At 58.5% G+C, this 14,647-nt stretch carries 13 protein-coding genes and 1 pseudogene; 6 read left to right on the top strand and 8 right to left on the bottom strand.

Annotated elements, in window-relative coordinates; genetic code table 11:
* Positions 1–8: 8 nt before the first annotated feature.
* From EKA13_RS01350 to purU, 3 genes are all read left to right on the top strand, one after another.
* Complete coding sequence (locus EKA13_RS01350; protein ID WP_065757739.1) at positions 9–1,025, top strand: heme-dependent oxidative N-demethylase family protein; 1,017 nt, start codon at positions 9–11, stop codon at positions 1,023–1,025.
* Between the two features lie 33 nt (positions 1,026–1,058).
* The gene (locus EKA13_RS01345) at positions 1,059–2,189 is read left to right on the top strand and encodes an aminomethyl transferase family protein (protein WP_065757738.1); all 1,131 of its coding nucleotides are present in this window, start codon (positions 1,059–1,061) and stop codon (positions 2,187–2,189) included.
* Between the two features lie 70 nt (positions 2,190–2,259).
* Positions 2,260–3,114, top strand: coding sequence for a formyltetrahydrofolate deformylase (gene purU / locus EKA13_RS01340; RefSeq protein ID WP_065757737.1), 855 nt, complete (start codon positions 2,260–2,262; stop codon positions 3,112–3,114).
* A gap of 102 nt (positions 3,115–3,216) precedes the next feature.
* On the opposite strand, the gene folK is transcribed toward purU, so the two are convergent.
* From folK to EKA13_RS01320, 4 genes are all read right to left on the bottom strand, one after another.
* Complete coding sequence (folK, locus tag EKA13_RS01335) at positions 3,217–3,753, bottom strand: 2-amino-4-hydroxy-6-hydroxymethyldihydropteridine diphosphokinase (RefSeq protein ID WP_065757736.1); 537 nt, start codon at positions 3,751–3,753, stop codon at positions 3,217–3,219.
* Positions 3,754–3,842: 89 nt separating this feature from the next.
* A complete protein-coding gene (locus EKA13_RS01330; protein WP_065757735.1) occupies positions 3,843–4,181 on the bottom strand; it encodes a P-II family nitrogen regulator in 339 nt (112 codons plus the stop codon).
* 11 nt (positions 4,182–4,192) lie between these two features.
* Positions 4,193–5,512 (bottom strand): ammonium transporter, encoded by a 1,320-nt coding sequence (locus tag EKA13_RS01325; RefSeq protein WP_083199718.1) that lies wholly within the window; start codon positions 5,510–5,512, stop codon positions 4,193–4,195.
* 310 nt (positions 5,513–5,822) lie between these two features.
* On the bottom strand, positions 5,823–7,394 hold the full coding sequence (locus EKA13_RS01320) for a L,D-transpeptidase family protein (protein ID WP_065757734.1): 1,572 nt from the start codon (positions 7,392–7,394) through the stop codon (positions 5,823–5,825).
* Positions 7,395–7,540: 146 nt separating this feature from the next.
* Between EKA13_RS01320 and EKA13_RS01315 the strand changes: the two genes are divergently transcribed.
* A complete protein-coding gene (locus EKA13_RS01315) occupies positions 7,541–8,254 on the top strand; it encodes a murein L,D-transpeptidase catalytic domain family protein (protein WP_065757733.1) in 714 nt (237 codons plus the stop codon).
* 14 nt (positions 8,255–8,268) lie between these two features.
* Here the strand turns inward: EKA13_RS01315 and EKA13_RS01310 are convergent, their stop codons facing one another.
* On the bottom strand, positions 8,269–9,030 hold the full coding sequence (locus EKA13_RS01310) for a DUF2262 domain-containing protein (protein ID WP_065757732.1): 762 nt from the start codon (positions 9,028–9,030) through the stop codon (positions 8,269–8,271).
* 151 nt (positions 9,031–9,181) lie between these two features.
* Between EKA13_RS01310 and EKA13_RS01305 the strand changes: the two genes are divergently transcribed.
* Complete coding sequence (locus EKA13_RS01305; RefSeq protein WP_065757731.1) at positions 9,182–9,673, top strand: GNAT family N-acetyltransferase; 492 nt, start codon at positions 9,182–9,184, stop codon at positions 9,671–9,673.
* Positions 9,674–9,793: 120 nt separating this feature from the next.
* Positions 9,794–11,223 (top strand): annotated as a pseudogene (locus EKA13_RS01300) (IS1182 family transposase).
* Between the two features lie 303 nt (positions 11,224–11,526).
* Here the strand turns inward: EKA13_RS01300 and EKA13_RS01295 are convergent.
* The 3 genes from EKA13_RS01295 to EKA13_RS01285 all read right to left on the bottom strand — a co-directional run bounded on the left by EKA13_RS01295 (position 11,527) and on the right by EKA13_RS01285 (position 14,438).
* Entirely contained in the window at positions 11,527–12,501 is a 975-nt protein-coding gene (locus tag EKA13_RS01295; RefSeq protein ID WP_065757729.1) for a hypothetical protein, read from the bottom strand.
* 1 nt (position 12,502) lies between these two features.
* Positions 12,503–13,972: a GIY-YIG nuclease family protein gene (locus EKA13_RS01290; protein WP_065757728.1), complete on the bottom strand. Its 1,470-nt coding sequence runs from the start codon at positions 13,970–13,972 to the stop codon at positions 12,503–12,505.
* 67 nt (positions 13,973–14,039) lie between these two features.
* Positions 14,040–14,438, bottom strand: coding sequence for a hypothetical protein (locus EKA13_RS01285; protein WP_065757727.1), 399 nt, complete (start codon positions 14,436–14,438; stop codon positions 14,040–14,042).
* Positions 14,439–14,647 lie beyond the last annotated feature (209 nt).

The following is a 14,647-nucleotide window of genomic DNA, read 5'->3' as shown; positions in this document are numbered from 1 at the left end:
GCCTGGCCATGACACCGACCCTCAAACCCATCGAGACGTACCGCGACGACTTCACCTTTAGCAACAGTGCCCAAGCGATCGCACGTTTTCCGTTCCCATTCCCGGAAGACCAGTACATGTACTCGGTCAACATCGAACCGGCCACGCCCCGCGAGCCGGGCTCGGTGTTCGAGCACTGGTTCGACATTGACGAGCACTACCGCTCCGAGATGGCCGAGCGGGCGCGGGTAGTGCAGCAAGACCCGCGCCGCTATCTGGTCATGCCACATATGCAGACGGCTACCTGGGACGCGCTGCAGATGTTCATGGAACACCTGAGCAACGACTACCCGACGCTATTCAGCCTCACCCGTACCGGTGACCAATGGCATTGGCAGAACCACGTTCTGGGTATCGATCAGCACTTTACCTTTGGTGATCCCGACACACTGCCCTGCGAACCACTGGAGTTCATTACCCGCCAGGTTCAGGGGGATATCGCCCTGCTCGACCAGCGCGACAACGACCTGTTCATGGATGCGGGCATGGTCACAAGCCCGGCGGACTGGTCACTGGCCTTCGACGCCGGCATGAGTTTCAAGCAATGGCACACCCCAGTGCCCATGGCGCATGAACTGGGCGTGTTTGACCGTGCCTTGAAATACCTGCTGAACATTCAAGTGGACAAGCCGGTACGCCGCTTGAACTGGACGCTGACGATCAATCCGCGCATGGACACTTCGCCGGAAACCTTCCACGAATGGGGCCACGACCGCAGCACCGTCACCGCAGAAAACGCCGGGGCCTTGGTGCACCTGCGGGTCGAGCTGCAATTCATGGCGCGCCTGCCGCGCAGCAACGGGCTGATGTTCAGTATTCGTACCTACCTGATCAGCCTCAACGAACTCGTCACCAACCCCGCCTGGGCCAAGCGCCTGCATCGCGTGCTACGCGACTTGCCCGCCCCCATCGCCGACTACAAGGGCATGACCCGCTACCGCCAGCCATTGCTGGAGTGGCTCAGCCAGTTCGACCCACACGCCTGACTCTCTCAACGACCCGTTAGAAGGAAACGATCAATGGCTCATTCATGGCGCATCAGCGCACTGCGCGACCGACACCTGGCCCTGGGCTCCGCGCTCGAAGACTGGAACGGCATGGGCACCGCCTGGACCTACGCCTCGGACCTGGCCGACCATCACGAGGCGATCCGTACCAAGGCTGGCCTGATGGATGTCTCGGGGCTGAAGAAAGTCCACTACGTCGGGCCTCACGCCGAAAGCCTGCTCAGCTACGCCACCACTCGGGATATCAGCAAGGTCTACCCGGGCAAGTCGGTGTATGCCTGCATGCTCAACGAAGACGGGAAGTTCGCCGATGACTGCGTGATCTATCGCACGGGCCCTAACGCCTTCATGGTCGTGCACGGGGCAGGCAACGGCCATGAGATGCTGGTTCGCCAGGCGGCGGGGCGCCAGGTCGCCGTGCTGTTCGATGACGACCTCCACGACCTCTCGCTGCAAGGCCCCTTGGCGGTGGACTTCCTTGCCGAACACGTGCCGGGCATTCGCGACCTGCCCTACTTCCACCATGTCCAGACCACACTCTTCGGTCGCCCGGTGATGATCTCGCGCACCGGCTACACCGGCGAACGCGGCTATGAGATCTTCTGCAAGGCCGCCGATGCCCCCTTGATCTGGGACACCATTCTGGAGAAAGGCCATCCTCTGGGCATCATCCCCTGTGCGTTCCTCGCCCTGGATTGGCTGCGCACCGAAAGCTACCTGCTGTTCTTCCCCTATGACAATTCCGAGATGTACCCGTTTGCGCAGGAAAAAGCCGGGGACACGCTCTGGGAGCTGGGCCTGGACTTCACCGTCTCGCCAGGCAAGCAGGACTTTCGCGGCGCCCACGAGCACTACCGCCTGCAAGGTCAGGAGCGTTTCAAGATCTTCGGCGTACTGATAGACGCCCCACTCGCCGCCGAACCAGGCGATACCTTATGGCAGGACGGCAAGCAGGTCGGCGTTATCACCTGCCCTATGTACTCACGCCTGACACAACGTTCCCTGGCCATCGCCCGAATGGACACCGCCATCGCCGTGCATGGCACGCCACTGGTGGTCAAAGGCAGCCTGGAAGCCAGCGCCATCGCCCATGAAATGCCGTTCGACGACCCCGAGAAGAAAAAACGTACCGCCAAAGGCTAACCCGACACACGGGGCCGCAGCCGCGCGCCCCGTGTGCTGTCACCCATTCCCTCCATTGGATCACCCCGCCATGAACCAGTTCGTCTTGAAAATCAGTTGCCCGGCACGCTCGGGTATCGTCGCCGCCGTCACCACCTTCCTTGCGAACCAACAGTGCTACATCAGCGAACTCTCGCAGTTTGACGACGAAGTCACCTCGCGCTTTTTCATGCGCGCGGTGTTCCGCTTCAACGACGGTTGCGAGCCCGACATCGACCGTGTGCGCAGCGGTTTCGTTGACGTTGCCACGCCACTGGAGATGCAGTGGGAACTGTTTTCCTCCAGCCAGCCGCCCAAAGTGCTGATCATGGTCAGCAAGTTCGACCATTGCCTGGTGGACCTGCTGTACCGCCATCACAAAGGCGAGCTCCACATGGAGATCACCGCTGTTGTCTCCAACCACCTCGATCTGCGGCACATGGCCGAACGCGAGGGTATCCGCTTCATCTACCTGCCGGTGAACAAAGACAACAAGGCCCAGCAGGAAGCCGAACTGATGAAAATCGTCGAGGAAACCGGAACCGACCTGGTGGTGCTTGCGCGCTACATGCAAATTCTGTCCGACGACCTCTGCCGCAAGCTGTCTGGCCGCGCAATCAACATCCACCACTCCTTCCTGCCCGGCTTCAAGGGTGCCAAACCCTACCACCAGGCCTACGCACGTGGCGTTAAACTGATCGGCGCCACCGCCCACTACGTGACCAGCGACCTCGACGAGGGCCCGATCATCGAGCAGGAAGTACAGCGTGTTGACCACGCCCACCAGGCCGAGCAGTTGGTGGCAATCGGCCGGGATACCGAGACCATTGCACTCTCCAAAGCACTGAAGTACCACTTGCAGCACCGGGTGTTCATTAACGGCGACAAGACCGTCATCTTCAGCTGAGCCCCACTCGCCAGCCGTTGCCACAGACGCGGGCCACCGGCAGAGATGTCGGTGGCTCTTGCGCAGCAGGCGCCCTCACCTGCCCCTTCACCGATACCGCCCTCAGCCCAGCGACGGCAAACTCAGCTCAACCGCGGTCAGCGGCGCGTTTACGACAAAGCCGTTCCACAACTCGCTGAACGTCTGCCCATTGCGCGGATGCCGGCAGGTTGGCGCCAGCTGGGCCAGGGGTTTAAGCACAAAGGCCTGCTCCAGGATCTCTGGCCGTGGCAACTCAAGGTCACCGAACTGTCCAACCTGCTCGCCATACATCAGCAGATCAATGTCCAGGCTGACCTGTTCCGGCGTCTGCCGGCAGCGGCCGAAATACGCCTCCAGCGCCTTGAACTCAGCAACCAGGGAGGCCAGGGAACGGGTGGTCTTCGCCTGCACGACCATATTGAAAAAGGCCGGTGCTTCTAGCCCGACCGCGCTGCTTTCAAAGACCAGAGAGCAACGCAATGGCCCCAGCGACGCCCGCAACGCGATGCACGCCTGACTCAAATGCCATTGCCGGCGCAGGTTGCTACCCAGGCCCAGGTAGATGTCATGGACCTGGATGTCCGTGACCCCGACGGTGCGAATCTGTAGAGCGGTCATAACAACACCCTGAAAAACACCGACCATCAACCGTGATGCAAAGGGGCGACCTGCATCCACAGGTCGCCCCTTTCGCCCACCCTCGAGGCTCAGACCGCGTCGGCGCCAACCTCTGCGGTACGAATCCGGACAACCTGTGACGCCTCGGTGACGAACAGCTTGCCATCCCCGATCTTGCCCGTGCGTGCAGCGTTGATGATGGCTTCCAGCGCTGCCTCGCACAGCGCATCGGTGACAATCGCTTCAAGCTTGATCTTGGGAATCAGGTCGACAACGTATTCAGAGCCCCGATAGATTTCGGAGTGCCCCTTCTGCCGACCGAAGCCCTTGACCTCGGTCACCGTCAACCCTGTCACCCCCACTTCGGCCAAGGCCTCACGTACATCGTCGAGTTTGAAAGGCCTGATGATCGCAGTGATCACTTTCATGAGTGCGCTCCTTAATTCGAGTACTTGTAGCCCACTTCACCATGAGACGACAGGTCCAGACCGTCCACTTCATGTTCTTCGTCGACACGAAGGCCACGGCATAGCACGGCGGCCACCTTGAAGGCGATAAAGCTCGACACCGCCGAGAACAGGATGCTGAACGCCAAGACGCCACCATTGACCAACAACTGATCCAGCACGCCGCGCTCCCCGCTGAAACCCAGCCCGCCCAGAGAGGTCATGGCGAACACCGGGGTCAGCAAACCGCCGACGATACCGCCAACGCCATGCACGCCAAACACATCGAATGCGTCGTCCAGCCCCAGGATCGGCTTGAGTTTTTCCACGGCCCACAAGCAGATCGGAGCAACGATCAAACCCAGCAGGATAGAGCCCATTGGGCCTACGAAACCGCAGGCCGGAGTGATCGCGACAAGGCCGGCAATAGCCCCGGACAACGCACCCAGCATGCTCGGCTTGCCACGATGCTTCCACTCGACGAACAACCACGCCAACGCCCCTGCCGCGCTGGCGAGCATGGTGTTGACCATCACCAGCATGGCAAAACCATTGGCCACCAATGCACAACCGCCACAGAAACCCAGCCAGCCCACCCACAGCATCGAGCCACCGGTCATGGTCATGGTCATGTTATGCGGCGCCAGCGCCGAGGTTCCGTAGCCGCGACGGCGCCCCAGCAGGAAGGCGCCGATCAGCGATGCAATGCCGACATTGACGTGCACCACGTTACCGCCCGCGAAGTCCTGAACACCCAGGTCGAACACCCAACCGCCTCCCCATGCCATATGCGCCATGGGGAGGTAATTGATCGTCAACCAGATGGCCATGAACACCATGACCGCCGAAAATTTCATCCGCTCAGCGAAACCGCCGCAGATGATCGCCGGGGTAATGGCCGCGAACAGCAGCATGAACAAGAAGTACAGCAACTCAGGAATGGTGCCTTGAAGTGCGTCGGGGCCTACGCCCTTGAGAAACAGTTTATCGAGCCCACCAATAACCGCTTGCCATTCGCCACCTGACGTGAACGTCAGGGAATAGCCGTAAATCGCAAACAGCACCGACATCAACGATGCAACTGAAAACACCTGCATCAGAATCGAGAGCACATTCTTGCTACGTGCCAGGCCACCATAGAACAACGCCAAGCCAGGCAAGGTCATCAACAACACCACCAACGCGCACGTCGTCACAAAGGCGGTGTCACCGCTGTTAAGCGCAAGCGGCTGATCCGCCGCCCACGTAGGGAGCGTCACTGACGTGAGCGCAGCGACCGCCGCCAATCGGCCACCTCTGAAAGAACCGTTCATGTGTATTCCTCAACAGTGATGCAGCATTGCTCTCATAAGTGGCGTGCGATCAATCGCCCGCCCCTAGCCTCAGGTTCGTCAACAAAATTTCCCAAAAAGAAAATTTCATTCCCGAAGGTAAAAGCAATCTATCTGCCAAACTGCCTGCCATTACCTCCAAGGAGGTAACAAAAAACCGCATGGATCGACAGGGACACCGAAGGAATCGAGGTACAGGGATGAGAGCGCGCGTAGCGGAAGGTACTCGCCGCTACGCGCTGGTGCATCATGGCCGTGAACAGAACAAAATCGGGCGTTTTGCCCAGCCGCGTCAGCGCTTCGCCGCCAGCGCGGCCATTAATGCGGCATCGTGCCCGTAGATATCCGGGGCATAGGACACCTTGCCCTGGCTGTCGGCCTGAGCCGTCCAGTAAGTGAGCACAATCGGTACTGGCGTTGCCAGGCGGAACTCATGGGTAAGCCCGGTGCTCAACAGTTGGTCCGTGCGGGCACGCTCGGCCGGGCTCAACAGCAGATCGCGCAACTGCAACGCGTGCTCGACCCGCACGCAACCAGAGCTGAACGCGCGAGGCCCTTTGTTGAACAGCGCCTGGCTGGGCGTGTCGTGCAGGTACACCGAAAACGGGTTGGGGAAACGGATCGCCATCTGCCCGAGCGGGTTCCTCGGCCCCGCCCCCTGACGCAAGAGGATGTTGCCGGGATTCTCCCAATCGATATCCTCCGGCGCCAATGGCTGCCCATCGCTGTCCAGCACCTGCAGGTTCTGCCGGCTCAGGAAGGTTTGATCCCGACGAATTTCCGGGAGCTTGTCTTCACGCAGAATGGTCGGCGGCACCGTCCAGGTCGGGTTCAGGGTCAGCCGCGTTACCCGGGACTTCAGCAGCGGGGTCTGACGTTCGGCACGGCCCACCTGCGTGCGCGTCTGCCACACCGGTACCCCGTTCTGATAGACGATCAACTGGGCCGCCGCGACATTCACCAGCAGGCTGGTAGGCTCCATGTTCTGAGCCAGCCAGCGAAAGCGTTCAAGGTTGATGCGCAACTGCTCGCGCCGCGCCGCCGGGCTGACGTTCAACTCGTTCAAGGTTCCCGGCCCGATCACCCCGTCCGCTTGCAGCGAATGGCTCAGCTGGAAATTTTTCACCGCATTGACCAGCGTGGCACTGTAGTGCGAATCGACGGTAACCGGGAGGCTGCTCAAATAGCCCTCGTTCAACAACCGCTGTGCAAGCTGCGGCACCCGCTCATCCTGCATGTCCGGGCGCAGCAACGGGCCGCTGGCAAGCGACTGCCAGTGGGGCAACGGCTGCTGGCGCTGCTGGGCATACACATGACGCAGGTATTGATACTGCTCCAGGCTCGGGCGGGCCTGGGCAAAGGCCCCGGCAATGTTCTGCAGCCCCGGACCGGCGAGCGCCAGCACCTCGGCACCTCGATCACGCGGCACCTCATTGGCATGCCACAGGGGCTCGAAACGCGCCTGCTGCAAACGACCATAGTGCAGATCCTGCAAAGCCTGCAGGTACTGTTGGCTGATCTGGATATCAGCACACAGCGCGTCGCCCGCCCCATTGGCAGCCGGCAACGCGTAGTTGGCCGGGTCCAGGCCATCGTCGGCCAAGCGCTGCAACTCAGCGTGCAAGGCCGCCACGCGCCCGTTGACCGACCACAGCGCAAGGCCCTGTTGCTGCTGATAGAAGGCCTGCAGCAGCGCCTGCGTCGGCGTGTCCACGTGCTTGGCCAGGCCCGGGCACGCGACCGCCAATTGGGTGAGCGCTAATTGCAGCGGGCTTTGATTCTCGGCGGGCGCCACTTCGGCAAACGCGACCAATGGCGCAGCGAGCAAGCAAATGCTCAAGTAACATGCGGACTTTTTGAACAACTGCTTTACTCCAATCCATGGCCGTCACGGTTGACGGTCAACCTTTGCAGCAGATACGACAAACAATCGGGCCAGTGTACAAGCTAGGCTGCCGAGGTGGACGACACGATGTCAGGAGTCAAAGTGGTAAGGGAGACTCTTCACACATGCTGACCTTTTTGTGCCGACTTTTTCTGGCAACAGCAACCTTGGGCGTGATCTGCACGCCAACGTTCGCCGCCAACACAAACAATCCTGCTTTGTATGACAGCCTCTCGCAGGCCGCTCCAGAACTCAATCCCCAAGCGCTAAAAGGCGCCCTGAGCGCCATGCAATGTGCCGTCAACAATGGCGCCCGGCAAGCACGGCACCTGGCCGTGATCGACTACTCCCAACCCTCCACGGCACGCCGGCTCTGGATCTTCGACCTGAACAAGAAGACCGTAGTGCTGCGCGACCTGGTCGCCCATGGGCAAAAGTCCGGGGAAAATTTCGCCACCCAGTTTTCCAATCGCCAAGGCAGCTACCAGTCCAGCCTCGGGCTGTTCCGCACCCAGGAAAGCTATGAGGGCAGCCACGGTTACTCGCTACGCATGGACGGCCTGGAGCCGGGCTTCAACGACCAGGCGCGGGACCGTGCCATCGTGATTCATGCCGCCGACTATGTGAACCCCTTGTGGAGCAAGCGCCAGGGCCGTATCGGCCGCAGCCAGGGCTGCCCGGCCGTTCGACCACAGGTAGCGCGGCAGGTTATCGACAAACTCAAGGGCGGCCAGTTCATGTTTTCCTGGTACCCCGACCAACGCTGGCTGAAATCCTCGGCCTACCTCAACTGCCAACCGAGGCAGGTGGCGAGCATCCTGACCGCCAGCGGGGGCTGAAACGCAGCGGCACACTAGCCAGGAATATCGGCGTCCGTCGGCCCATCGACCAGATTGCCGCGCACCTCGATGGCATGGCCGAAGAACAGCTCACCGTCCTCATGCCAGAAGGTGAAATCCCCGGCGTCGTCGATTTCGATGGTGAGCAGCTTCATGCATGACAGGAAGTCCGCAGCAGTACATTGCGCTTCATCTTCACCAAGCCAGTGTTCATTCTTCAGCGGCAACAGTTGGCTCAACGCAAAATCGCTGATACGACGATGCCACTGCTGCTGTGCCTGAAACAGGTCCGCCGCCAGCGAGATCACAGCCTGAGGGCTCTCGGGGTCGGCGCAACGCAACAGCAGGTTGATCTCTGAACCGTTCCAGAGCGCCGTCCCCTCAAACTGATCGGAGCACTTTTCCCGCTCAAGCACACCAAATTCCGGGGTATCCAACCGCACAGGAATTTGCAGATCGTCCGCAACACGCTTCAGCTCGGCATCGGCGGCCTGACAAGGCGTAATACTGCGCACCAGGACTGCACCGCTCGCCGCCTCCCCCTGCACATGGAGGGTATGCTGACTGTAGGCACGAACCTGACGCATCCAATGTTCGACTGCACTCTTCTCTACCGGCATCTCACACCGCTGCCGCTGCTGTGTCAGGGTACCGTCCTGGCTTTTCCAGGCGGCCAGGTAGAACACCAGCGTCCATTGCTCAGCGTTGCCGATACAACCCGCCCCCGAACCAAAGGCATCGACCAACCCGATAACCGGTTCATCCGTGTTCAACATGCGCGCGTTTCCTTTGTCTGTAGTTGGGGCAAGCTTATTGTCCACGTATCAGTTGCTGTGCGCACGCTTCACTGCCGAGCCATTGCAGATACGCCTGAAGGTGCCATAGGATGCCTCCTTATGAATCGATGCTACTGACGCTGGAAAAACGATGACCGAATTACAAGGATGTGTAGAATTTTCCGGTCTGGAGTGCCGGCCTGTTGGGCCCTCTGACGTAGAAATGATCTGCTCACATCGCCAGGAAATGTTTCTTGAGGCGGGTGGGAACCCTGAAGAACTACGGGTCATGACTCAGCACTTTCGCCCATGGCTGGAGGAGCGGCTCGGTGACGGTCGGTATTACGGATTCAAACTCTTGGATGGCGACCAACCGGTCGCAGCCATTGGCCTGATGAGCATTGATTGGCCTCCCCATCCATCGCACCCAACACTGGATAAGCGTGGGTACGTGTTGAACGTGTTCGTCCAGCCGGCCTACCGCCGCCGAGGTCTAGCTTCAGCCTTGATGCAAGCTGCTGACGCCGAGTTTGCTCGCCGAGGAATCACCTTCGCTGTCCTGCACGCCACCAATACGGGCAAACCGGTCTATGAGCAAATCGGTTGGACTGGAACGTCGGAAATGGCCAAATCCATTACTTGATAGTGGCCGCTTTCGACCCATAGCTGCCTTCATGGAGGGCAGTTCACGGCCGAGATTGTGTAAAAACGCCTCTGCGAACCCTTGCTATGATTTCTGAGGATTTCATCGCAGGGATCGCCCATGAAGCGCTTTATCCAAGGTGAACATCGAGGCCAAGGCATCTTACTTCCCGAAAGCCTCGACGATTACGTCAGCGATACCAATCCGGTGCGCGTAGTCGACGTCTTCGTCGACGAACTGGACCTGGTCAATCTGGGTTTTGACGGTGCCATTCCCGCCGATACTGGCCGGCCTGCTTGCCACCCCGCGATCTTGTTGAAGATCTACATCTACGGTTATCTCAACCGCATCCAGTCGAGCCGACGGTTGGAGCGAGAAGCCCAACGCAACGTCGAACTGATGTGGTTGACCGGGCGTTTGATGCCGGACTTCAAGACCATCGCCAACTTCCGAAAAGACAACAGCAAGGCCATTCGAGGCGTTTGTCGCCAGTTTGTTGTGCTCTGTCAGCAGTTGGGACTGTTTGGAGAAAATCTGGTCGCCATCGATGGCAGTAAATTCAAAGCAGTCAACAACCGCGACCGCAATTTCACCAGTGCCAAACTGAAGCGGCGAATGGAAGAAATTGAATCGAGCATCAACCGTTACCTGACGACACTCGATGCTGCCGATCGGCAAGAACCAACAGCCTCCGAGCCCAGCGCCGTGCGGTTGGAAGAGAAAATCGCCAAGCTGAAGACGCAAATGAAAGAGCTTCAAGCGATCGAAATCCAGCTCAATGAATCGCCGGATAAACAGGTCTCACTGACCGATCCAGACGCCCGCTCCATGATGACGCGCGGCACGGGAATCGTCGGCTACAACGTGCAGACAGCGGTCGATACCCAGAACCATTTGATCGTTGCTCATGAGGTTACCAACTACGGTTCCGACCGCGATCAACTCAGCTCGATGGCGAAGCAGGCTCGCGAAGCCATGGCGTCAGAAACGTTGGCGGTGGTAGCTGACCGAGGTTCCTTCAAGAGTGAAGAAATCCTTGCTTGTCACGACGCGGACATCACTGCCTACGTGCCAAAGCCGATGACTTCAAGCGCCAAAGCGGATGGTCGATTCAACAAAGATGCTTTCGTTTATGACGCAACGAAAAACGAATACATCTGTCCGGCGGGAGAGTCGCTACCCTGGCGCTTCTCCAGTATTGAGAAAGGCATGAATATGCACTGCTACTGGAGTTCGAAATGCCAGTGCTGCGCACTGAAAACGCAGTGCACACCGAGCAAAAATCGTCGAGTAAGGCGCTGGGAACATGAAGCGGTGCTGGAGGAAATGCAGCGTCGGTTGAACCATGCACCGGACATGATGCGAATCCGAAAAAGGACAGTTGAACATCCCTTCGGGACGCTCAAACAATGGATGGGCTCAACGCATTTCCTGACGTGCAAACTGGTCGGGGTAAGCGCGGAGATGAGTCTGAATGTGCTCGCCTACAACATGAAGCGGGTTATGAACATCATCGGTACAGCAGGTTTCTGAAGGTGATGGCGGCGTAAAGCCTCGGTTTTCTCTGCTCCAGAAGGCGCTAAACCGCTCCATAACCGCTTTGGAACGTCAGTAATGCTTATCGCGGCAAACGCTTGGGCAACGCATCGTCCGGGAACGCCTGGTTGACGCACTCAAGATACGAAAGCGTTTTTACACACTCTGGGCCACAAGCAGCCGTTCGCAATGGTCGGCTTCCAACCAAAAAGCGGTCGTTCACCAACAACCAAAAACGGCCGCTTAAAGGTGTCTACGGAACTAGGGATGATTCAGATGGTGAGAATTGTCGAGATCGATACTGCCCTCGTGCTACCTCATGAGGCAAATATTGAGGCGAGCGCCGCACCTGAAAGCACCACCGCAACAAGGGCCACGGCCTGCTGCCGCAGCCAGCCGGTTTTGGCCAGCAACTGCGCTTCTAGCTGCTCGATTCGAGCCTGGCTTCGTTGCTGGTTTTCCAGTAATTCGCTCATCTTCGACTCGACGTATTCCACACGCTGGGCTAGCGCCTCGCTTGCGTCGCTCACTTCTTTCAATGACGCCGTCATCGAGGTCGACAGGCGTTCCCTCGCTTGGATTTCACTGCCGAACAGCTTGGTCACTCGCTCGATCTGCTTCTGCTGGGCCTCCTGAGCATCCCCCAGCTGGGCTAACTGGCGCGAGGACACTGCGTTGAGTTGCTCCTGCATCCGGGTGCCGTTCGAGAAGGCCAGGCCCAATGCCTGTAACTCCGTCTCATGGTTGTTCTGCGCGGCGGCCAGTTGGTTCACTGCATGCCTGCAGTACTCATAGCCATCTGCCAACGCCAACAGTTCGTCGATCTGATGCTTGAACTCGTAGAGCACTACCAGTGCCCCGTTCTGATTGCCTTCCAGGGTCTGGGTATCCGCTTGCAGGCGTTCGATCTCGCGTACCAGAGCATCATTGAAACCGCGCAGTACATTGTTGTTCACTGTGTGCACCTGGGTGACCAATTGCACCACGCTCTGCGTCACCTCAAGGCTCGCGCCAAGTTCGGTCAGCAATTTGGCCAGGTCTTTGTCGTTCCTACCCGACAAACCACCCCAGAAAGAGTCCCAACTGCCTTGGTTTTGAAAGTCGTTCAATTGCTCTCTGGTCTTTGAACCACGCTGTATCGCGTCATTGAGCTTTTTCAGGCCTTCATGGAAGTCTTTCAGCTGATTCTCTTCGGAGCGCGGCGCCGGCAGCAACTGTTGCACCGGTTGAAGGACTACTTCATCGGCCGGCGACCCGGTAAGTACAACTCTGCCACTCAGAAAATTGAACACGTCAGGACTCCTGCGAAATACGGTTAGTTGGCAAGAGTGCCGAAAAATCGATTGCACGCACGCTGGTGTGCCGAGCCAGCCGTTCGTGGTGGTCTGTTGCGTCCTTGGCCAGCGCATCTACCGAATGCGCATATTCGATCAGCCCTTCGGCCATCAGCCATTCGTTTTCCTGCACCTTGATGAGCTGCAGCGCCGCCTCTTGTTTGGCTTCCAGCGACTCGCTCCACCCGGTTTTGAAATCCACTAGGTAGGCAACGATAGCAGGCACGAGGTTCTGCAAGTGATAACTGCACAGCCCGAAACCGATGGCCGACAGCACGCAGGATATATAGGGTGCTGCCACCCCGGTTAGAGGAATCAGTTGCGACTCGATCATCGGTTCCAGGCCGTCCCAGAGCACCAGCGTGCCGCTGACGACTACGGTCTCGACGATCTTCTGGATCAACTCTTCCCGGCTCATCGACTGCGCGCCTTTGTACAGTTGCCAGGCGCCGTGAGCGAGGTCGAAGAGGTTGCGGGCGAGGTTGTAGACTTGGCGAATCGCCTTGGACAAGGCATTGACGATGAATTCGACGATGCCGTTGAGCAGCTTCAGGGGCGCCTCGATGATTTTCTCGATCACCGCCCAGATCTTTTTGAGGAAGCGCTCCACGCGCTGTTTCAGGCGAGCAGCGCCACCCATGAATACGTCGACCAGTTCGTCTTTAACGGCCATGATTGCGGCTGAAGTCAATTGTTCCAGCAATTGCCAGCCTGAGTTTTTCAGCGCCTCTTTGCCAGCACCCAGAGCGACGTCAGCGGCATTGCCCAGGGTGTCTTTGAGCTTCTTAGCTTCGATGTTGCTGCGGGTGCCTTGCTCCTGATGCAGTTCCTGGCGCTTGTTGATGGGCGGGTTTTCGGTCTTGATAAGGTGTGCTTCCAAGGCAGCAGCTGTTTCGGCCGAGTCCATGGTCACGAATTTCACCTTGCATCCTGCTTCGAGTTGCTCGGAAAGCTTGTACGGTTCGCCCTGTTTGTTGCCATTGCGATGGTCGTTCAGGTGTCCGTCCTGCCAACGCTGTCGCATGTTGGTGCTATCGCCGATGTAGGCCAGCTGGCCGCTCGCGTCATACACCACATAAACGCCGGGCTTCTCGGGCAGTTGGCTGGTGCTGGAGGTATCGGCAGCGCTGAGATCGATCTCTCCATCGAACTGCAAGGTAGAAAGTGAACCGATTCCCGCTGACAAGCTTTTCAGCAGAATCTCCTTCCACGCTACCCCGCGATTGGCAACATCCATCGCACTCTGCGCCGATGTGGCGGCAAGGGTGTCCTTGCCGGCCTGCAACGGGTCGGCGGTCTTAGCGTTCGGGCGGGAGTTCTTCTTGTTGCGAAAGCCGGCGATCAGTTTTCGATTGGTGTTCTCGATCGCGCGATCAACGATAAGGTTTGCCAATGGAGAGAGCGACTGTTGTTCGTAAAGTGGGCCCATGATTCCTTCTCGAAAAAGCTTTTCTGTTTGGGGGCGAACTGCTGATACGGAAGCTATCAAAGTGACACTATTGGTTCCACCTGATAGTGATGTGCTTGAAAAAAGAAGTGTTCAGGGTGCTGCCAACGAGGTCAGAACCGTCAGGAGTTTTCCTAACATGGATGCTCACACCAACGAAAACCTGCTCGACCTGATCAATAGCCAGTGCGAGACCCCAGTACCATATCGCGAGGGCTGTATCTTCTTCCCGCCACTTGAATTCGTATTCGAATTGCTTGGCATGAGTTGCCCAAGCAGCGCTACGAGCAAAATCATCAGTCCGGCTGGCCAATCTTGAAGCGCTGGCCAATGCCTGCTGATGGTCATGCTGGGCGCTCCAGGCTCCCGCGAGCGGATGCTGCAACTGCTGGCCGAGAATGATCTGGTCGCGTGCAACTGATAGAGTCGCTCCTGAACTCTTAGGCATCTATGGCCGTTAGCTGCCCTCCAGAACGGCAGCTATGGGTCGAAAGCTGTCAGTCGCGACCGGCCGCTAACGACCCATAGCCGCCTTTCATCAACGGTTGTAAGCGGTGACCAATAAGCAAAAATGGCACCGACTCAGGAACTGGCTAGCGCCATTTGCTGAGGCTTTGACTAAATAGCAGATCTATGAGTTGTCCGACCATGATCACA

The sequence above is a fragment of the Pseudomonas defluvii genome (genome assembly GCF_001695625.1).
Taxonomy (GTDB): domain Bacteria; phylum Pseudomonadota; class Gammaproteobacteria; order Pseudomonadales; family Pseudomonadaceae; genus Aquipseudomonas; species Aquipseudomonas defluvii.
The sequence above is the reverse complement of the archived record's forward strand: the minus strand, read 5'-3'. Positions and strand labels throughout refer to the sequence as shown.

Bases quoted from the DNA above. Each gene is read 5' to 3' on its own strand.
- EKA13_RS01290 (WP_065757728.1), bottom strand. From the start codon at position 13,972: ATGGGCCCACTTTACGAACAACAGTCGCTCTCTCCATTGGCAAACCTT.
- EKA13_RS01315 (WP_065757733.1), top strand. From the start codon at position 7,541: ATGCTGACCTTTTTGTGCCGACTTTTTCTGGCAACAGCAACCTTGGGC.
- EKA13_RS01330 (WP_065757735.1), bottom strand. From the start codon at position 4,181: ATGAAAGTGATCACTGCGATCATCAGGCCTTTCAAACTCGACGATGTA.
- EKA13_RS01325 (WP_083199718.1), bottom strand. From the start codon at position 5,512: ATGAACGGTTCTTTCAGAGGTGGCCGATTGGCGGCGGTCGCTGCGCTC.
- EKA13_RS01310 (WP_065757732.1), bottom strand. From the start codon at position 9,030: ATGTTGAACACGGATGAACCGGTTATCGGGTTGGTCGATGCCTTTGGT.
- EKA13_RS01285 (WP_065757727.1), bottom strand. From the start codon at position 14,438: ATGCCTAAGAGTTCAGGAGCGACTCTATCAGTTGCACGCGACCAGATC.
- purU (WP_065757737.1), top strand. From the start codon at position 2,260: ATGAACCAGTTCGTCTTGAAAATCAGTTGCCCGGCACGCTCGGGTATC.
- folK (WP_065757736.1), bottom strand. From the start codon at position 3,753: ATGACCGCTCTACAGATTCGCACCGTCGGGGTCACGGACATCCAGGTC.
- EKA13_RS01345 (WP_065757738.1), top strand. From the start codon at position 1,059: ATGGCTCATTCATGGCGCATCAGCGCACTGCGCGACCGACACCTGGCC.
- EKA13_RS01305 (WP_065757731.1), top strand. From the start codon at position 9,182: ATGACCGAATTACAAGGATGTGTAGAATTTTCCGGTCTGGAGTGCCGG.
- EKA13_RS01350 (WP_065757739.1), top strand. From the start codon at position 9: ATGACACCGACCCTCAAACCCATCGAGACGTACCGCGACGACTTCACC.